At 63.7% G+C, this 19,325-nt stretch carries 18 protein-coding genes; 13 read left to right on the forward strand and 5 right to left on the reverse strand.

From position 1 onward, the window contains the following. The first annotated feature begins 20 nt into the window (after window positions 1–20). The 3 genes from AArc1_RS10050 (at window position 21) to AArc1_RS10055 (ending at window position 2,522) form a co-directional block, all read left to right on the forward strand. Complete coding sequence (locus AArc1_RS10050; RefSeq protein WP_117364242.1) at window positions 21–998, forward strand: transcription initiation factor IIB; 978 nt, start codon at window positions 21–23, stop codon at window positions 996–998. A 245-nt stretch (window positions 999–1,243) separates the two neighbouring features. After that, on the forward strand, window positions 1,244–1,372 hold the full coding sequence (locus AArc1_RS19515; RefSeq protein WP_267130066.1) for a hypothetical protein: 129 nt from the start codon (window positions 1,244–1,246) through the stop codon (window positions 1,370–1,372). Window positions 1,373–1,616: 244 nt separating this feature from the next. Then, window positions 1,617–2,522: an alpha/beta fold hydrolase gene (locus AArc1_RS10055; RefSeq protein ID WP_117364243.1), complete on the forward strand. Its 906-nt coding sequence runs from the start codon at window positions 1,617–1,619 to the stop codon at window positions 2,520–2,522. Here AArc1_RS10055 and AArc1_RS18710 read toward each other — a convergent pair. Next, complete coding sequence (locus AArc1_RS18710) at window positions 2,511–2,669, reverse strand: hypothetical protein (RefSeq protein WP_154670608.1); 159 nt, start codon at window positions 2,667–2,669, stop codon at window positions 2,511–2,513. The genes AArc1_RS10055 and AArc1_RS18710 overlap by 12 nt on opposite strands. A gap of 296 nt (window positions 2,670–2,965) precedes the next feature. Between AArc1_RS18710 and AArc1_RS10060 the strand changes: the two genes are divergently transcribed. The 7 genes from AArc1_RS10060 (at window position 2,966) to AArc1_RS10090 (ending at window position 9,562) form a co-directional block, all read left to right on the forward strand. Next, window positions 2,966–3,637 (forward strand): helix-turn-helix domain-containing protein, encoded by a 672-nt coding sequence (locus AArc1_RS10060; protein ID WP_117364244.1) that lies wholly within the window; start codon window positions 2,966–2,968, stop codon window positions 3,635–3,637. Between the two features lie 437 nt (window positions 3,638–4,074). Continuing rightward, on the forward strand, window positions 4,075–5,724 hold the full coding sequence (locus tag AArc1_RS10065; RefSeq protein ID WP_117364245.1) for a 4Fe-4S ferredoxin N-terminal domain-containing protein: 1,650 nt from the start codon (window positions 4,075–4,077) through the stop codon (window positions 5,722–5,724). Beyond that, window positions 5,721–7,088, forward strand: a complete 1,368-nt coding sequence (nrfD, locus tag AArc1_RS10070) for an NrfD/PsrC family molybdoenzyme membrane anchor subunit (protein ID WP_117364246.1) — start codon at window positions 5,721–5,723, stop codon at window positions 7,086–7,088. Before AArc1_RS10065 ends, nrfD begins: the two co-directional genes overlap by 4 nt. After that, window positions 7,085–7,390, forward strand: a complete 306-nt coding sequence (locus AArc1_RS10075; protein WP_117364247.1) for a hypothetical protein — start codon at window positions 7,085–7,087, stop codon at window positions 7,388–7,390. The genes nrfD and AArc1_RS10075 overlap by 4 nt, the downstream gene beginning before the upstream one ends. A 177-nt stretch (window positions 7,391–7,567) precedes the next feature. After that, the gene (locus AArc1_RS10080) at window positions 7,568–7,873 is read left to right on the forward strand and encodes a hypothetical protein (protein ID WP_117364248.1); all 306 of its coding nucleotides are present in this window, start codon (window positions 7,568–7,570) and stop codon (window positions 7,871–7,873) included. Between the two features lie 100 nt (window positions 7,874–7,973). Further along, a complete protein-coding gene (locus AArc1_RS10085) occupies window positions 7,974–9,065 on the forward strand; it encodes an Mrp/NBP35 family ATP-binding protein (protein ID WP_117364249.1) in 1,092 nt (363 codons plus the stop codon). Between the two features lie 167 nt (window positions 9,066–9,232). Continuing rightward, complete coding sequence (locus AArc1_RS10090) at window positions 9,233–9,562, forward strand: cupin domain-containing protein (RefSeq protein WP_117364250.1); 330 nt, start codon at window positions 9,233–9,235, stop codon at window positions 9,560–9,562. Here the strand turns inward: AArc1_RS10090 and AArc1_RS10095 are convergent. Continuing rightward, the gene (locus AArc1_RS10095; protein WP_117364251.1) at window positions 9,531–10,706 is read right to left on the reverse strand and encodes an asparagine synthase C-terminal domain-containing protein; all 1,176 of its coding nucleotides are present in this window, start codon (window positions 10,704–10,706) and stop codon (window positions 9,531–9,533) included. The two genes, AArc1_RS10090 and AArc1_RS10095, sit on opposite strands and share 32 nt — an antisense overlap. Beyond that, entirely contained in the window at window positions 10,703–11,389 is a 687-nt protein-coding gene (locus AArc1_RS10100; RefSeq protein WP_117364252.1) for a PHP domain-containing protein, read from the reverse strand. The genes AArc1_RS10095 and AArc1_RS10100 overlap by 4 nt, the downstream gene beginning before the upstream one ends. A gap of 183 nt (window positions 11,390–11,572) precedes the next feature. On the opposite strand from AArc1_RS10100, the gene purL reads away from it, so the two are divergent. Beyond that, window positions 11,573–13,750, forward strand: a complete 2,178-nt coding sequence (gene purL, locus AArc1_RS10105; RefSeq protein ID WP_117364253.1) for a phosphoribosylformylglycinamidine synthase subunit PurL — start codon at window positions 11,573–11,575, stop codon at window positions 13,748–13,750. 309 nt (window positions 13,751–14,059) lie between these two features. After that, entirely contained in the window at window positions 14,060–14,464 is a 405-nt protein-coding gene (locus tag AArc1_RS10110) for a hypothetical protein (protein WP_133412346.1), read from the forward strand. 48 nt (window positions 14,465–14,512) lie between these two features. Here AArc1_RS10110 and AArc1_RS10115 read toward each other — a convergent pair whose 3' ends face one another. Further along, window positions 14,513–16,390: a sensor histidine kinase gene (locus AArc1_RS10115; RefSeq protein ID WP_186336585.1), complete on the reverse strand. Its 1,878-nt coding sequence runs from the start codon at window positions 16,388–16,390 to the stop codon at window positions 14,513–14,515. A gap of 232 nt (window positions 16,391–16,622) precedes the next feature. On the opposite strand from AArc1_RS10115, the gene AArc1_RS10120 reads away from it, so the two are divergent. Next, a complete protein-coding gene (locus AArc1_RS10120) occupies window positions 16,623–18,068 on the forward strand; it encodes an amidase (protein WP_117364255.1) in 1,446 nt (481 codons plus the stop codon). A 16-nt stretch (window positions 18,069–18,084) separates the two neighbouring features. Here AArc1_RS10120 and AArc1_RS10125 read toward each other — a convergent pair whose 3' ends face one another. Then, the gene (locus tag AArc1_RS10125; RefSeq protein WP_117364256.1) at window positions 18,085–19,314 is read right to left on the reverse strand and encodes a GNAT family N-acetyltransferase; all 1,230 of its coding nucleotides are present in this window, start codon (window positions 19,312–19,314) and stop codon (window positions 18,085–18,087) included. Window positions 19,315–19,325: the final 11 nt, after the last annotated feature.

The following is a 19,325-nucleotide window of genomic DNA, read 5'->3' on the forward strand; positions in this document are numbered from 1 at the left end:
ACATCGAACCGTTCACTACAATGACTGACCCCCCGATTCGAACTCGCAGTGACGAGCGACGCCAGACGGAGCAGACGAAATCGCTCGAGGATGCAGACGAACGAGAACAGTGTCCGGAGTGTGGCGGCCGACTCGTCTCGGACACCGAACACGCCGAGACGCTCTGTGACGACTGTGGGCTCGTCGTCGAGGAAGGAGAAATCGATCGCGGCCCCGAGTGGCGCGCGTTCGATTCGGCCGAGAAAGACCAGAAGAGTCGCGTCGGTGCCCCCACGACGAAGATGATGCACGACCAGGGGCTGTCGACCAACATCGGCTGGCAGGACAGAGACGCCTACGGAAAAGCGCTCTCGAGTCGCCAGCGTCAGAAGATGCAGCGGCTCCGAACGTGGAACGAGCGGTTTCGCACCCGTGACTCGAAAGAGCGCAACCTCAAGCAGGCCCTCGGTGAGATCGACCGGATGGCCAGTGCGCTTGGCCTTCCAGAGAACGTCCGCGAGACTGCCTCGGTCATCTATCGGCGCGCCCTCGAGGAGGACCTCCTCCCCGGACGGTCGATCGAAGGCGTCGCGACGGCGTCGCTGTACGCCGCCGCCCGCCAGGCCGGGACGCCGCGCAGCCTCGACGAGATCTCGGCCGTCAGCCGCGTTGAGAAAGACGAGATCGCCCGCACGTACCGCTACGTCATCCGGGAACTCGGCCTCGAGGTCAAACCAGCCGATCCGGAGAGCTACGTCCCGCGCTTTGTGAGCGACCTCGACCTGTCGGACGAGACCGAACGCCGCGCCCGTCAGCTGCTCAAGACCGCGAAAGACGCTGGCATCCACAGCGGCAAGTCGCCGGTCGGTCTCGCCGCCGCCGCGGTATACGCCGGTGCGCTCCTCACGAACGAGAAAGTCACCCAGAACGACGTCGGCGACGTCGCGAGCATCTCCGAGGTCACCATCCGCAACCGCTATCACGAGTTGCTCGAGGCCGAAGAGGGAACGGCCGCCTGAACCAGTCTGGTGAACGCGAGTTCCGGGGCGACTGGGACAATCATATGCCCGCTATTTCCGACGCGATCGGGTCCGACTGCGATCGTACCGGGAGATCGGCACGGAAATCCGTACGAGTGGCTCAAATGCCCCATCTGTCGACCCGCTCAATTCGTCGTTGACGCCCAGTTAGTACGGGACTTCCTAGCGGAGGCGAGTCCTAAGTAGTGGATACTGATACCTTACCGTGACGGTCTCACTCGGTGATGCGTTGTGACAACTGCGAATCGGCGGACGAGATCGCGTACACGCTGACGACACACGTCGAGCGTGGAGCCGGCGAACGGATCGACCTCCACTTCTGTTCGACCGACTGCCTGCGCGTCTGGACCTGACGGCGTCGAGCCCGCTCGAGCATCGGCACGGGAATAAACGCCGAAGTAAACGAACAGGTGCTGTCTCGGTGCTGACCGATCCGGACTCCTGTGGTGTACAGCCACTTCTCCACAGTTCACTCGCGTGGAGTGGCCCATCCGCATCAGAACGTGCGGTCGGTCACCGACGTCGACGTTCCCGGTCCGCTTTCACTGTCGCCGGCCCCCCTTTCACAGTGCTTCGTCTCGTAGCTCGACGTGGCGTATGGAAACCGATCACCTGATGGCTGACCAGGACGTTCTCCCGTCCGTCGCCAGTTCGACGGCTCGAACGGTTAACGACATCACCATGCACGTGGTCACGGGTGGCCAGACGGACGCCCCCCTCGTGGTGTTGCTCCACGGCTTTCCCGAGTGCTGGTACACGTGGCGTCACCAGCTCGAGGCGCTCGTCGACGCCGGCTACCGGGTCGTCGTGCCGGACCAGCGAGGCTACAACCTGAGCGAGAAGCCCCAATCGGTTCGTGCCTATCGGCTCCGCGAACTCGCCCGTGACGTCATCGACCTCGTCGCTACCGAGGATCGAGCGTCGGCGCACGTCGTCGGCCACGACTGGGGTGGCGTCGTCGCCTGGCATCTCGCACTCCGGCATCCAGAGGTGGTCGACAGCCTCGCGGTCGCCAACGCATCGCACCCGACCGCCTACCGTCAACACCTCCTCAGCAACCCCGAGCAGCTTCGACGAAGCTGGTACGCCGGGGCGGTCCAGCTGCCCTGGCTTCCCGAACGGCTTCTCCGTCGGAGAAACTTCACACTCCTCGAGCGGGCGGTGCGTGGAACGGCCGCCCCAGAGACGTACACGGAGGAAGCGATGGCCTACTACCGTCGGGCCTGGAGCCGAACGGGGGCGCTCACTGCCATGCTCAACTGGTATCGGGCAGTCCTGCGATATCCTCCGACGTACACCAAACCCCGAGTTACGGTGCCGACGCTCGTCTGTTGGGGTGACGCCGACGTCGCACAGGTGCCCGAACTGGCGATCGACAGCTACCACTACTGTACCGACGCTCGACTCGAGTTCCTCCCTGGGGCGAGCCACTGGGTTCCACACGAGCAACCGGAGCGGACGACGTCGCTGCTGTGTGAGCACCTGAGCCGATCAGCCGACTGAGCGGTCCCAGCTGACAGCAACCACTTCGCGCTCGAGTTCCAGCGTCTCGTACTCGTAGCTGCACTGCTCGAGGTTCGAGAAGGGAAACGGTGGGACGCAATCGTTTCGCTGGACGAACACCGCCTCGTCCGGACAGTCAACCAGCAACTCGAGCGTTTCGGCGAGCGGTTCGGTCGGGTAAATCTGTCGCTATCACGTATAATTCACCTCAGTGACTTCTGTCTGGCAGTATATGTACCCCGATCCAGTGGAAGCGTGTTATAGTAACAGCTACAACGAGTTGCACACTGATCGCCGATCAGTCTGGCGAGCAGGTGCGCACTGACGTGCAGTGGCTACTATAGTCCGACGGTGTTCGCCCCGGTGATTGTTCTCATCCGGTAGGAATCGAACCGAACATATTCGACGCCACGCGCCTACAGGTACAGTTGGACGCAGTTCGTATGGCCCAGGCGACACTCACGATCACGATGCCCGAGCAGGTCTGGATTCAGCAGCTATCTACGGCCTATCCCAACGCGACGTTCCGCGTGCTTGCAGCAGTCCCGGGTGCAGAATCCGGTTTTGCTCTCGTCCGGATCACCGGGCCGGACGTCGGGGACGTAATCGACGACATGAACGACCATCCACAGGTCACGGAACTCACGCTCGCTCAGTGGAGCGACGACGAGGCGACGGTACACTTCGAGACGACAGCACCGCTATTGTTGTTCTCCACTCGAGATTCCGGGATGCCGATCGAACTGCCCGTCGAAATCACCGACGGCGAGGCGACGATCGAGGTTACCGGCTCGCGCGAGCGACTCGCGGAACTCGCCCAACAGCTCGAGAACTTCGGGCTCCAGTACCGCATCGAGCACGTCCGCGAACGGCTCCACGAGAGCCAACTCCTCTCGGAACGCCAACTCGAGGTGGTCGCGGCGGCCGTCGACGAGGGCTACTACGATACGCCGCGTCGCTGTTCGTTGACCGAACTCGCCGAACACCTCGGCGTCGCGAAATCGACCTGCAGCGAAACGCTCCACCGCGCAGAGGAGGCGATCATCAAACGCTTCGTCGACGACCTGCCCGGTCTCGACGACGAACCGCTCGAAGAACAGCTCACGACGAACTGAGACCCCGGATCTGTCGCCCGCGACCGAGAGTTGACGGTGGTGATACCGACCTGTCGTCGTCCAGTATCACGCCTTCGGCACAAGCTTTTGGAGTCTCGCAAGCATCCCCTGGTGTGTCACTTGCCTGTGACTACACCTCGCTCGCACTCGGAACCCACCGCTGGCCGTATCGAGTATCGTTCGTAGCCGGAGTTGTTCCGGCTGTTGGCCATACCGGGTCCCGTATGACCGTGCTGTCACATCGCTACCCTGCCAAAAGAATATGGTCAACCGAACATGTCTGGCCCAATTCTCATCGCGTGGAAATCGCCTCAATACTACTTCCACATCTAGTTGTGAGTGCGCAGTAGAGTAGCCACAAATGAACGTATTCAAGTATGCGTCGCTGTGTAATCACTCGGTGATAGGATCATTATGAACAGAGGTGTTGTGAGCTAATGAGTACGGACGACGAATCATTCCACCCGCTCGGCGCTGAGTGGGAAAACGACCTCGAGCAGATGCTCGACGAGACCGAGTACGATACGGACCTCGGTCTCGAGATGGCCAAAGACGCGATGCGCGTCACGAAAGGCGAACTCTCCGAAGCCGAGTTCCACGAGAAGTATCACGACGACGTGATGGACGAGTTCGGCGAGGACCAGCGCCCGACCCAGGAGGCCTACGAGGAAGCACAGGCCGTCGAGGAGGGGACGTTCTCCCGGATGCTCGATAAGTTCGACGGCGACGGCGAAGACGGTCGCCGCGACGTAATGAAGAAGATGGGTGCCGGTGCGGCGTTCGTCGGCCTCGGTGCCTGGACGGTTACCGACGACGGCCAGCCCGAACCCGAACCGGGCGTCGCTGCCGCAGAAGAAGACGACGATGGCGATGGCACCCAGTGGGGGATGACCATCGACCTCGAGCGCTGTGACGGCTGTCTCAGCTGCGTGACAGCGTGTGCCGACGAGAACCAGCTCGATGCGGGCGTCAACTGGATGTACGTCTTCGAGTACGACGACCCGGACAACGAGGAAGGGACGGACTCCTCGCTCGCTCGCGCCGCTGGTCCGGCCGCAAACCGCATGGTTCGACCGTGCCAGCACTGTACGGACGCGCCGTGTGAGAAGGTCTGTCCGACGACGGCCCGTCACACGCGGGACTCGGACGGGCTCGTCCTGACCGACTACGACGTCTGTATCGGCTGCCGATACTGTCAGGTCGCTTGCCCGTACGGCGTCAACTACTTCCAGTGGGACGAACCGGACGTCCCGACGGACGCCATCGCAGAACACTACGAGGAGATGGACATGGGCGACCACATGACCGACGAGCGTGGTCGCTGGGTCGACAGCCGTGCCCCGCGTGGTGTGATGAGCAAGTGTACGATGTGCCCGACTCGCCAGGACGGCGACATGGGCGACGACTTCGTCGGCACGACCGCGTGTTTCGACGCCTGTCCGCCGGACGCAATCCAGTTTGGCAACGTCAACGACGAAACGAGCGACCCGAAGAAGTACGCCGCCAATCCGAGCCGCGGCCGAACGCTCTCTTCGCTCTCCGTTCCGGCCGCCAGCGCACTCGAGGAAGACCTCGAAGGGGCCGACGACGACCTCGAGTCCGTCCTCGACGCCGCAGAGGACCTCGACGAGGAGACGCTGGCACTGTTGCTCGCCGTCGAGATGACCGGCGAGAACATGGGCGAAGCGCCCGAGGGCGAACAGAGTATCATGGCCGAGTACGAACAGGAGGTCCTCGACGCGCTCGAGGCCCTCGAAAACCACGGCCTCGACCTTGAGGACGAAGACCTCCTCGAGGAACTCGACCTCGAAGGTGGCGAAGGCGACGCACAGGTCGTCCTCGAGCGATTTGCGGGTGCCCCCTCCTCGAGTTACAAGCTGCTCGAGGACATCGGTACCAACCCGAACATCCAGTATCTCGGAAACCAGCCCGGTGCACGTGCAGAACAACGTGAGCCGACCGGGACGGGTGTCGAGTACGAGGCCCTCGGTTACGAGCAGGTCACCGGTGATCAGGTCGAACTCGTCGACAACCGCAAGGACGTCCTCGACGAGGAAACCGTTGGCTGGACGGGTGGTTCCCTATGAGCACCAAGACGCCGACCGAGGCGGACATTCTGCGGCCGATCAAAAACACCTCGAAAGCGTACTTCGTACTCTTTGCTGTCGCGGGGCTGGCGTTCGCCACCTTCCTCGCCGGCTGGGCGTACCAGCTTCAGCAAGGGATGGTCGTCACCGGCCTCTCCGACTGGGGAACCGGTGGCGGCGTCACGTGGGGGCTGTACATCGGCGCGTTCATCTGGTGGGTCGGGATCGCTCACGGCGGTATCATCCTCTCGGCTGCCGTTCGTCTGCTCGGGATGGATCGGTACATGCCAGTCGCCCGACTCGCAGAGATGCTCACGCTCGCCGGTCTTTCGGCGGCCGGCTTCTACGTTATCGTCCACATGGGCCGTCCGGACCGGATGGTCACCAGTGTTCTCGGCCACTACCACATCACAGTCAACAACTCGCCGCTCGTGTGGGACGTGACCGTCATTACGGCGTATTTCGTCTTGACGGCGACGTATCTCGCACTCACGCTTCGGTACGACATTACGCGCCTGCGTGACGACCTGCCGAACATCTTCGAACCGGTCTACAAGATGATGACCATCGGTTACACGAAGAAAGAAGACGAGGTCATCGACCGGATGGTCTGGTGGGTCGCACTCGCGATCATCATCATGGCACCGCTTCTGCTCCACGGCGGTGTGATCCCGTGGCTGTTCGCACTGCTGCCGACGTATCCCAGCTGGTTCGGCGGCATCCAGGGCCCACAGTTCCTCACTATCGCACTCACGTCCGCGATCAGTGGCGTGATCATCCTCTCGTATGCGTTCCGACGTGCGTACAACTGGGACCACATCATCACTGACGACGTCTTCCGCGGACTGCTCCTGTGGCTTGGGTTCTTCTCCCTGCTGTTCCTCTGGCTGCAGCTCCAGCAGCTCGCCGTGGGTAACTTCTTCCCGCCAGTCGACGCTCAGCCGTCGTCCGCATCGAAGCTCTCGCATCCGATGTACGTCATCCCGATGCTGATGGTCGTCGGCGTGTTGGCGTTCATCTTCGCGACCGTCCTTCGACCGTCGCTGTTCACGAAAGCCCGCGCCATCGGCGCTGCCCTCCTCGTGCTGGCCGCGACGTTGGTCGAGAAGACGTACTTCGTCCTCTCGGGTCTCTGGTACCCAACGTTCAGCATCTACGAGGCCACGCCCGGTGACTACTTCCCGAGCTGGATCGAACTCTCGTCGATCCTGGGAACCATCGGAATGGTGACGCTGTTCTTCCTCGTCGTCACCAAGGTCGTTCCAGTCGTTGAACTCCACGCAATCGAGCATCTGCGCGGCGACCACGGCCACGGCCACGACGAGGCCGTTGAAAGCGCAACCGAGCAGGAGGTGGAAGCATGAGCGCACTCTCACCCGCACTCGAGGCGCTCCTCTACGCCGGTATCGGCGGCACGGAGGGACTGACCGGCTTCCCGAACATCGGAACCTATCTGATCTTCGGAGTCGTCCTCGTTCCCGTCTACGTCATGATCGTCGCCTGGTTCCTCGGAGATCCAAGCGACGCCAAAACGGGCGTGATGGGCGTCGTCTACCTCGTCGGTATCACCCTCGGAATGTGGGTCCCGATGTTCTTCCTGACGATGCTTATCGGGATCATCTTCTTCGGCGGGGTACCGGAACCGCTCGCCTCACCCGGCCCGTAAGCCGACTCCGGTCTTTCGGATTTTTCGGTACTCGAACTCGATTCTCACTCGCTTGTCGTTGCAAGCGCTCGAGCGAGGCGTCAACGGCTCGAGACGCCGACTACCCAGTATGACATTACATAACGTGCATGCACGCCAATGCACTACCACCTCCTCGGTCGGGATAGAGTTCGGCATATGAGTTCATACGCGGTCCTCGAATCGGTGCTGTACCACGGCTACGAGGGGACCGCAGGGGTCACTGGCTTTCCGAACACCGGGACGTGGCTGATCTTCGGGGTCGTGCTGGTGCCGATCTACGCGATGGTCGTCGCGTGGTTTACGGGTACGCCTCGCGATACGAAAACCGGACTCCTCGGCGTCTCTTATCTCGTTGGACTGGTGACCTCGATGTGGGTCGGGATGTTCGTTCTCACCGTCCTCATCGGGATCGTCTTCTTTGGCGGACCGCCCGAACCGATCGGCTCGGTCGGCCCACCCTGACGAATCCGGCTTCGTGCAGCCGCTGGTGGCACGTGCCGGCCCAAACCATCACACGTATCCCGTTCGGTCCCCTCCCTCCCGGTAGCACACTTATTGGATTATGAGCATCACCGAACACGAATTCAAGATCAAACTCGAGGAGGTCGAAGACCCCGATATCGGCGAGGATATCGTCACGCTGGGACTGGTCAACGACGTCGCGATCGAGGACGAGACGGCTCGCATCTCGCTCGCATTGAACGCACCGTACGCTCCCTCGGAGATGGAACTGGGCAATCAAATTCGGGAGCTCTGTGACGAGGTCGGTCTCGAGGCCGATCTGCGTGCCCACGTCGGCGAAGAGCACGGGTTCGATGACACGGTCCTCCCGCAAGTCCGAAACGTCATCGCGGTTTCTTCAGGGAAAGGCGGCGTCGGCAAGACGACAGTGGCTGCGAACCTCGCGGCTGGCCTCGAGAAACGCGGCGCGATGGTCGGCATCCTAGACGCCGACATCCACGGGCCGAACGTCCCACGAATCCTGCCCGTCGAGGGTGAACCCGGTGTCATGCCGAACGAAGACATCGTTCCGCCACGATCCGACGGCGTCCGCGTCATCAGCATGGGATTCATGATGGAAGACGACGACGACCCCGCGATCCTCCGGGGTCCGATGGTCAACAAATTCATGCTCAAATTCCTCGAGGGCGTCGAGTGGGGCCGACTCGATTACCTCATCGTCGACCTGCCCCCGGGAACCGGTGACGCGACGCTCAACCTGTTGCAGTCGATGCCGGTCACTGGCTCGGTCGTCGTCACGACGCCACAGGAGATGGCTCTCGACGACACCCGAAAAGGTGTCCAGATGTTCCAAAAACACGAGACGCCGGTGCTCGGCGTCGTCGAGAACATGAGTTCGTTCATCTGTCCAAGCTGTGGCGACGAACACGGGCTGTTCGGAACCGAGGGGGCGGACGGGATCGTCGACAAATACGACGTCCCGCTGCTCGGTCGGATCCCGATTCACCCGGACTTCGGTGCCGACGGCACCTCGGGTCCGATCGTCAAAGACGACGACAGCGAGGTTCAAGACCACATCGAGGAGGTCGTCGGCGAGATCGCCGACCGGATCGGCGAGACGAACCGCCGCACAGTCGCCGAACACACACCCGACGAACCGTTCGATACGCTGCCGACCGAGACGGAAGACTAACCGTCTCATCCGGCTTCACTGGGGCCGCACCCTCCGCATATATCCCGTTTTTCTCTTCTCGTCTGCCCGCAGCGACGGGTAGGTAGGTGACCTCGAGCGGGCGCATCACTGGATCTGTGGAACCGTTCGTGCGACCGTTTACGTGACTCGAGGGCGAACCGGTGGCTATGTCGCTCGATCGTTACGCCGACGCGCTTGCCGACCTCGAGCCAGCCGAGGGGGACCTCGAGAGTACCGAACTCGTCGTCACCGACGACGTCCTGGTCAAGGCGTTCGCGCTTGGTCCGGGGGCTGAACTCGAGGCGCACGAACACGGAGACAGTACGAACGTCTTCCACGTACTCTCGGGGACAGTCACCGTCGTGCAAGACGAAACAACAGACCGAGTCGAAGCACCGGGTGTCGTTCTCAACGAGCGTGGAGTCGTCCACGGTGCGCGAAACGAGACCGACGAGACGGTCGTGTTTACCGCGAGTCTCTGTCCGTTGCCGTCCTGACCGGGTCGTCGAGTAATGACTCAATGTACTTCGTGACGTGATCGCCGATCCGTCGTTTGTAGCCGTTCTGACGGGCGAGTCGGTCGAGTTCACGGGCGACGAGGCTCCCGTACTGGACGGCTTTTTTGTTCCGGTCAGTGACTTCTTCCGGGAGGTACCGGCCCGCAACGCGACGGAAGCCGCGCTTTCGACGCTCCTCGTCGGCGAGCAACGCGTCGGGAAGCCGGAGTGCGGCGTCGACGACGGCGTCGTAGAGCAGTGGCGCGACGGGCTCGAGGCCGGTCGCCTCGATGGCGAGGACGTCCCGCGGGAGCTGATCGGGCAGCGTCAGGATGCTCTCGCGGACTGCGCCACGGGTGGTGTCGGCGTCGACGCGATGGTCGAGGTGGACGACCTTCTCGTAGCCGCCAAACAGTTCGTCGGCACCCTGGCCGACCGCCAGCGCGTCGTAGCCGTCGGCGGCGACGCGTTCGCCGACCAGAGACAGCGGCAGGGCGATCTGGACGTCCATCGCGTTCGTTCGACCGATCGCCCGCGCGACGGCCGGGACCGCCCGCTCGAGGTCAGCGGGCTCGAGCTCGACGACCGTTAGCTCCCGATCCATCGCTGCGGCGGCGCTCCGGGCGGCCTCGACGTCGTGGCTGTCCGGAAAGCCGACGACGTAAAGCGGTGCGTCGAGCCGTTCGGCGACGAGCGCGGAGTCGACCCCGCCGGAGAAGGCGACCGCCACGTCGCGGTCGTCGGCTCGAACCGTGTCGGTCGCGGTTCGGATCGCCCGATCGAGAGACTCGAGTGCGGCGTCCGGGTCGGCTTCGGGGTCGGGCTCCGGGAGCCGCCAGCGCCGTTCGAAGGCGGACGTCGGACTCTTCGAGTGGAGTCGAGAGACGTCACCTGCGAGCGTCTCGAGGGAGGTCGCAGTGCCCGCAGGTACGAGGACGGGATCTTCGAGGTCGGTCGGCTCGAACGCCCACCCGTCCGAGACGGAGACCTGACCGCTGCGATCGACGAACAGCGGGACGCGCCCGAGCACGTCCCGGACGAGCAGCCCGTCGACGACTCCCGCGAACCCGGCTCCGCCGGGGAGGGGGTCGCCGGTCTCGAGTGCCCCGCGGACGACGGACGGACTCGAGCCGCGGAGACTCATTCGAAGAGGCCAACGAGCCCACTTCTGACTCGTCGGGAGACGCCGCCGGCGGCCTGCCGGAAGCTGATGTGCCACGGCGTTCGTTTTCCTTCGACCGACGTTTTGCCCTCGCGGATGGCCTCGAGGATGGCGTCGGCGGAGCGGTCGTCGGCGTCGACCCGGGTGATCGCCTGGCCAACCATCTCGCTGATGTGGGCGTCGCTGCCCGCGGTCATCGGCATGTCTCGTCGTTTGGCGAACCGTCTGGCCTGGCGGTTCGCCCGACCCGTGAGCAACCGGGAGTTGTACACTTCGATCGCGTCCCCCTTCTCGAGGTCGTCGCGGGTAACTCGGGCCATCACGCCGTGTCGGGACTCCTGGAACGGGTGTGGGATGACTGCGAGCCCGCCCTGGGCGTGGATTGCGTCGATCGTCGACTCGTAAGAGAGCCCAGCCGGGACTGCCTCCTCGAGCCCGAAGCCGAGGATGTGTCCAGCCTTGCTCGAGATCTCCATTCCGGGGATGCCGACGAGTCCGTACTCCGGCGCTCGCCGGACGGCCTCGAGGCTGGCGTCGATCTCGTCGTGGTCCGTAATCGCGATCGCGTCGAGACCGACGGCTTCGGCCTGTTCTAAGATGAGCTCGACGGGGTCCCGGCCGTCGTACGACAGCGCCGAGTGGACGTGGAGTTCGACCGACAGCACAGCCGTATATTTTCCACGCCTGATCAAAAGCACCTCGGTCCGGGACCTTGCGGAAACCGACCGCCGGTTGCCGCGGTGTGGTTGGCCAAAGCGAAGGCTGTCGAGCGGACCGATACTCGAGAGACAATACACGAACGTGTATATGGAAACCCCTTTACAGCCCGACTTCCACCACTAACGTGAATGAGTCTTGCCGATTCGGACCGCGAACTCGTCGTCGAGGAACTGAGGCGGGAGCCGACCCCGGCCGAGGCGGCGTTGTTCGAGAACCTCTGGAGCGAACACTGCGCGTACCGCTCCTCGAGACCGCTGCTGTCGGCGTTCGAGAGCGAGGGCGAGCAGGTCGTGATCGGGCCGGGTGACGACGCGGCGGTCGTTGCACTGCCCGACGCCGACGACGCAGGCGAGGACGAACGCACCTACATCACGATGGGGATCGAGAGCCACAACCACCCCTCCTACGTCGACCCGTTCGACGGCGCAGCGACCGGTGTCGGCGGGATCGTCCGCGACACGCTGTCGATGGGTGCCTATCCCATCGCGCTCGCGGACTCGCTGTACTTCGGAGAGTTCGACCGCGAACACTCGAAGTACCTTTTCGAGGGGGTCGTCGAGGGGATCAGCCACTACGGTAACTGTATCGGTGTCCCGACCGTCGCTGGCAGCGTCGACTTCCATCCCGACTACGAGGGCAACCCGCTGGTGAACGTCGCCTGTGTCGGCCTCACCAACGAAGAACGGCTCGTGACGGCCGTTGCCCAGGAGCCAGGCAACAAACTCGTCCTCGTCGGCAACGCCACCGGCCGCGACGGCCTCGGTGGCGCAAGCTTCGCCAGCGAGGACTTAGCGGAGGACGCAGAAACCGAAGACCGCCCCGCCGTACAGGTCGGTGACCCCTACGCCGAGAAACTCCTCATCGAGGCCAATGAAGTGCTGATCGAGGAGAACCTCGTCGAGTCCGCACGCGACCTCGGTGCTGCCGGGCTAGGTGGTGCCTCGAGCGAACTGGTCGCCAAAGGTGGCCTCGGCGCACACATCGAACTCGAGCGCGTCCACCAGCGCGAACCCAACATGAGCGCCCTCGAGATCCTGCTGGCCGAATCTCAGGAGCGTATGTGCTACGAAGTCGCCCCCGAGAACGTCGAGCGCGTCGAGGAGATCGCCGCGAAGTACGACCTCGGCTGTTCGGTCATTGGCGAGGTCACCGAGGAGAACTACACGTGTACCTTCGAAGGCGAGACAGTCGTCGACGTCGACGCCTCCTTCCTCGGGGAGGGTGCGCCGATGAACGACCTTCCAGCCGACGACCCCGACCAGCCTGAAACTGATCTCCCCCAGGCGGACCTCGAGGAGGCGTTCGAGACGATCGTCTCGAGCCCGAACACCGCCTCGAAACGGTGGGTCTACCGCCAGTACGACCACGAGGTCGGCGTCCGAACGAGCGTCGGGCCGGGCGACGACGCGGCCATCGTCGCCGTCCGAGAAGCCGGCCAGGGCCTGGCTATCTCGAGCGGTGCCGCCCCGAACTGGACCGACGTCGCTCCGTACGAGGGTGCCCGCGCCGTTGCACTCGAGAACGCCATGAACGTCGCGGCCAAGGGTGCAACCCCCCTCGCGGCTGTCGACTGTCTCAACGGTGGCAACCCGGAGAAGCCCGAGGTCTACGGCGGCTTCAAAGGCATCGTCGATGGTCTCGCCGACATGTGCCAGACGCTCGGAGCACCCGTCGTCGGCGGGAACGTCTCACTGTACAACGACTCCCCGTCGGGGCCGATTCCGCCGACGCCGACGCTCGCGCTCGTCGGGACGAAAGACGGCTACGATGCTCCGCCGCTCGCTCTCGAGGCCGACCCCGAGAGCGAACTCCTGCTCGTCGGTGACGTCGGCCTTGAAAACGGCGACATCAGACTGGGCGGTTCCGAGTACCTCGCCCGGTTCGACGGCAGCGACCGATTTCCCACGTTGCCTGACGATCCGGCCGCACTGGTCGATGCGGTCGCTGCCATCGCAGACGACGACTCGACACTTGCGACCCACGACGTCAGCCACGGCGGCCTCGCCGTTTCGCTCGCCGAGATGGTCACGGCCGAGGCGGGCCTCGAGGTCTCGATTCCCGTTCCCGAGTCGGCCGACGCCGGCCCTGCAGGCGTGCTCTTTCACGAACAGCCCGGCCGCGTCCTGATCCAGACGACCGACGCCGACGCCGTTCGCGAGACCTTCGACGGTGTCGCCCCCGTCGTCTCGCTCGGGACGCCGACGACCGACGGCAAAATAACGATCGAAGCCGGTACCGAGACGATCACCGACGACGCAGAAACCATCCGCGAGCGTCGATCGGTCATCGAAGCCGAACTCGCGTAGTCGGACTGTTCGCTTCTCACGGACTCGTTTTTCCAGGTCTGCTGATCGACGCCAGTCGGGTGTAACAACGCTTTATCCGTGATCGCTTAGAGACGGCGATCATCGTGTCGAATCGTAACAGACCGTCTGAGAGCGCTCGACGTGTGTCCCTCGTTTTGATCGCTGTCATCACGGTCTGCGTCGAGTTGTGAAAATCAACCAAACTTGTACTAGGACAAAATTAATTGAAAATATTTATCTCTAACTGGTCTGAAGTGAATAGTAGGGTATTCAATGAAACGATTACAGTTCACGCGGCGGAAACTGAGTATGAGTGTTGCAAGTGGAGTAGCGATGGTCACTGCCGGATGTCTCGGTAGCAACGGCGACAGCGAGTACGAAGTCGACGTTATCGACCGAAGCTCCGACGATGCGGTCGCAGATTACCACGGACACTGGCACGGCGAACTCCCATCGATTTCTCTCGAGGACAACGTCTCACTCGGTGCCGTCTTCGAGGACGAAGATGGCGAAGCGGTCGACCTCGGTGGTGAGTATAGCCTCGACGTGGAACCGACGGACGAGGCCATCGTGAGCGCGGAGTCACACGGCGATCACGTCCACCTCTACGGCGAATCGGCAGGTGAAACAACGGTCACGTTCCAGTTATTCCACGACGACCACGTCGAGTGGGAAACCTCGGAAGCGATCGACGTCGAGGTTCTCGAGGAGTAGGTCCGTACACCGGACGGAGGCGACGAACGCTCGCACTGTCCGGCAGTATTAGACGTTTTCTACGGGCTCGAGCGTCGTCACGTCGCGGATCTCGATTCGGGTGCCGACGCCGTCGTCGTCGACGATCACGAACGACCAGTCGTGGGCTTCGGCGATTGCGCGGACAAGCGTGAGCCCGAGGCCGCTGATCGCACCTTCGTCGTCGGTCGTCGGATCGATCGGTCGACTGTGGGGATCGGCCGGTGGCTCGGCCGCATCGTCCCACAGGAGAAAGCCCCGGGGCCGGTCGTCGTCGACGCCGATCAGCTCGACACAGACGGTGACGTCGTCACCCGCCCGCGCAGCGATGTCATCGAAAGCGGTCTCGAGAAGGTTGATGAATCGCTCGGAGTCGGCTCGGAGTGTCGCAGCCCGGTCGACGGTGACGGCCTCGTCAGCGAGTCGAGAGGTCCCAACGGCCTCCTCGATCGCCTCCTCGAGGTGGACGCGGCTTCGCGTTCGGACCGACGTGGCGTTGCGAGCGAACTCCTGAACGTCGTCGACGAGGCCCTCAGCCCGCTCGAGGGTCGTCTCGACGGACTGCTCGGCGAGAGGGAACTCCCAGCCAGCGTCGCCATCGTCACCACCGCTCTCGCTGACTGCAGCGGCGACGTCCTCGAGTTGGCGCTGGAGGTCGTTCGAGAGCACGCTCGCGATTCCCTCGAGTCGCTCGGTCTGACGCTCGAGTTCGGCGGTCCGGTTCCGGAGGACGCGCTCTCGGTTCGCCCGATCGAGTGCGGCACGGGTGTTCTCGACCAGTGTCGAGACGAGTTCGACGTCGGTCTCGTCGAACCGGTGGGGGTCGAGCGAGCCGGTCATGAGCACGCCGTGGGTGCCGATCGGCGCGATAACCTCAGATCGAATCGGCGTATCTGGGTTGTAGAGGCCATCGACTTCCTCGAGATCGTCGTATCGCTTGACGTCGCCAGCCTCGAACGCCTCCCAGACGAGCCCATCACCCGTGTGTATTCGTGGGAGACCACCGAACTCCTCGTAGGCTCCGGCAGTGCCCGCGACGGGATCCAGGTAGCCGTACTCGGTATCGAGCAACCAGATGCCACTGATGGTGAGTCCGAGGAGGTCACTGCCCGCGTGGACAGCGATCGCACAGATCTCCTCGGGATCGTCGGACTCGAGCAGCCACCGCGTGACCTCGTGAAGCGAGGCGGCGACGCGTTCGTACTCGTGGCGATCGGTGACGTCGCGGACGACGACGGCGACCGTCGCCGTATGGTCTTCGATGGGGACGACGCGGAACTCGCCCATGCGGTCGACCCCGTCGGCGTCGGTAAACGGAATCTCGAGGGTCCGGTTGTCGGCGGTGCCGATGTCGACATCGGTGATGGCTCGACCGAGGTCGACGGCGTCGCCATCGTCAATCGCGGCCCGCTGGGTGACGATCTCGACGTGTTCGCCGACGAGGTCGTCCTGGTCGACGCCGAGGTAGGCCGCGAGCGCGTCGTTGACGGTGACGATGCTCCGATTGCGATCGAGCGTGAAGATGCCGTCGTAGATCGCCTCGACGACCGCGGCGTGTTGGGCCAGCGACGTCTCCTGGCGCTTTCGATCCGTAATGTCACGCATGAACACCGAGAGCCCGGATTCGGAGGGATACGCCCGGGTCTCGAACCAGGTCTCGAGCGGCGTGTGGTAGATCTCGAACGAGACGGGCACCTGTTCGTCCATCGCCCGATAAAAGCCGTCCGGAAACTGTGTCTCGACCGTCTGGGGGAACTCGTCCCACATGACTCGGCCGATCAATCGGCCACGGGAGCGCTCGAGTAAGTCCTCGGCACGGTCGTTGAGGTACGTAAAGCGAAAGTCCGTATCGAGGGCGAAAAAGGCGTCCGTAACCCGGTCGACGACGGGAACAGCGTCCAGCGTCACGACTCACCACCCGTGTCTGCCACTGGGTCGCGAATCGTTTGCCATGGGAAGTGCACATTCAGAGGGCCCATCGGCTAGCTATATCTCGTTGTTTCGGCAGGAGGCTATTTGAGTGTCGTGGCTGATGACAGTCCGTCAGACGTGAACGGGCGATACTAACGAGGTCGGGGCGGGTCACTCACCGTTCGTGTCAGTCCACGAGTTTATCGTCCTGGGTCAGAATGCGTGTCTTATGGTGTCTGTTACCACGCTGTCGGCTCGAGAGCTGGCGGCAGCGATTCGTTCGGGCGAGACGTCTGCTGTGACCGTCGTCGACGCGATCCTCGAGCGAATCGAGAGTGCCGACGATCTGAACGCCTTCATTACGGTTACCGACGAGTCGGCCCGGGAGGCTGCTCGCGAGGCTGACCGCGCGGCGGCTGGTGGCGAGACCCTCGGGCCGCTTCACGGCGTCCCGGTCGCGATCAAGGACCTCCGGGACCGAAAGTCCGGCGTCCGAAACACCCTCGGGCTCGCAGCGCTCTCCGACAACGTCGCCGAGACGGACTCGGTCGTCGTCGAACGGCTCGAGGCGGCTGGTGCAGTGATCGTCGGCACGACCAACACGCCAGCGCTCGGCCACACGATCAAGACCGACAACAGACTCGTCGGAGCGACGGCAACGCCGTTCGATCTCGAGCGGTCCGCTGGTGGTTCGTCCGGCGGTTCGGCGGCTGCGGTCGCCGCTGGCCTGGCGTCCCTCGCAACCGGCTCCGACATTGGCGGCTCGCTTCGCGTGCCAGCGTCGTGTTGTAACGTCGTCGGCCTGAAACCGACGCTCGGCCGCGTGCCATCGAACTCCCGACTCGACGCGTTCGACACCCATACGCCGTTTATGGTCGGCGGCCCAATCGCGCGCACTGCCGACGACATCGCGCTGACACTCGAGGTGTTGGCTGGCGTCGACCACCGCGATCCGTACAGCGTTCCGACCGGTGACGAGGACTTCCTCGTGGCACTCGATCGTCCCACCGATCAGCTCTCGATTGCGTACAGCCCTGACCTCGATCTCCTGCCGGTCGACCCAGCCGTCCGAGACACCGTCGCGGACGCCGTCGACGATCTCGAGGCTGCTGGTGCGACGGTTCGCGACGTCGACGTGGCGCTACCCGACTCCGACGAACTCCGGGAGGCGTACTATGCTCAGGTCGGGAGCTACTTTGCGGCGGTCGCTGCCCGAGTCGAATCTCACTACGGAGTCGACCTCGAGACGGCTGACGTCGAGCCGACCGTCACCTCCACGGTCGCGCTTGCCCAGGGGTTCGACGGGCTCGAGGAACGACTGGCTAACGGGCCGCGAACCGACGCGTACGACGCCATCGAGGCCGCGATCGGCGACGCGGACGTGCTCGTGACGCCGACGCTGACCGTCCCGCCGTACGGCAAACACCTCCGGGACCGCTATCCGACCGAGATCGACGGCGAGTCGGTCGACGGCCTCCCCACCGACGCCATGCTCACGTGGGTGTTCAACTTGACCGGCCATCCCGCCGCGTCGGTCCCTGCCGGGGTCACCGACGACGGCCTTCCCGTTGGTCTCCAGGTCGTCGGTCGCCGGTACGCCGAGGCCGATGTACTGGCGACCACGGCGGCACTCGAGCGGGTGCGTCCCTGGGCGCACCGATATCCCGATTGTTGACGCCTCGAGTCGGAACTCAGAAGTGCTCGCCGAGGTAGACGTCGGTCTCGGGGAACAGTCCTTCGAGCGTCTCGAGCGTGCAATCATCGGCGACCGCCAGATCGTCCGTTCGCTCGAGATCGCGTGCAGATCGATAGCCGACGATCAGTTGCGAGAGCGAGCCGACTTCGAGTGTCACGTCCGCGTCGGTTTCGTCCCCGAGTCGTTCACAGGTTCCGATCCCATCGTCGACCGTCAGCTCGAAGCTCCCCTGATTCCAGGCGGCAAGGGGGTCGTCGACGGCAATCGTGATCGACCCGTCGACGTTTGGGTACGACAGCGCCGACAGTGTCTCGACGACGTCGACCACGCGGACCATCGCCCCGATCTCGATGCTCGTCTCGACCCGATCGGGTGCCGGGACGGTCTCGAGCAGCGGGAACGCGTCCGGTACCTCCAGGTGGACGCGTTCGGCCTGTGACTCGTGGTCGGCGACGAACGATAACAACGCGAGCGACGCCTCGCGGTCGGCGTAGGCCAGTTCGGAGACGGTCATCGTTCGCCCGCGTCTCGTTTCGTCGTCCGTCTCGTCGTCGAAGCTGTAGACGAGATATCCCTGTACCTCGTCGTCGCGCTCGTAGGCGTAGACGAACGGATCGACGTCGTGGCCCCCGAAGACGCGTCGTCGCCACCACCGTTCGTCGCGCCGGAACGCCATCGCGTACCGATCACGGTGGCGTTCGTAGACCTCCTCGAGTTCGGTGTGTTCGTCGGCTGCGAGTCGGCGAAACTGACTTGCATCGTGATCGACGTGTTCACGGGCGAACGCGAAGACCTCGGGCGCACACTCGTAGCTCGCGAGGCGATTCGCCGTCTTCCAGCCGAACTGCCGGTAGAAGGCGTAGTTGAACGGCCAGAGGACGGCAAACCGAACGCCGCGCTCGCGATACTCCGCGAGTGACCCCTCGAGGAGCCGACCGACGTGACCCTGGCGACGGTACTCCGGCGGGGTCGCGACTGACGCCATGCCACCGGTCGGGTGGTCCTCCCCGCGAACCCGAGCCTCGAGCCAGTAGTGTCGACAGACACACCGCGGACGGTCGTTGGCATCGTCGGTGAAGATGCCGCGTCGAGCGCCGAGGAGCGCTCGCGGCGTGTCGTGTTCGTCGGGATCGTACGCCTGGGGCCCCTCTTCCGGCCTGAACGCGTAACTGCGATACTCGTGAAACACCTCGCGATCGTCCTGGATCGGGCGGTACTCGACCATACTGACGGAAC

Origin of the sequence: Natrarchaeobaculum sulfurireducens, from assembly GCF_003430825.1 — an archaeon.
GTDB lineage: Archaea > Halobacteriota > Halobacteria > Halobacteriales > Natrialbaceae > Natrarchaeobaculum > Natrarchaeobaculum sulfurireducens.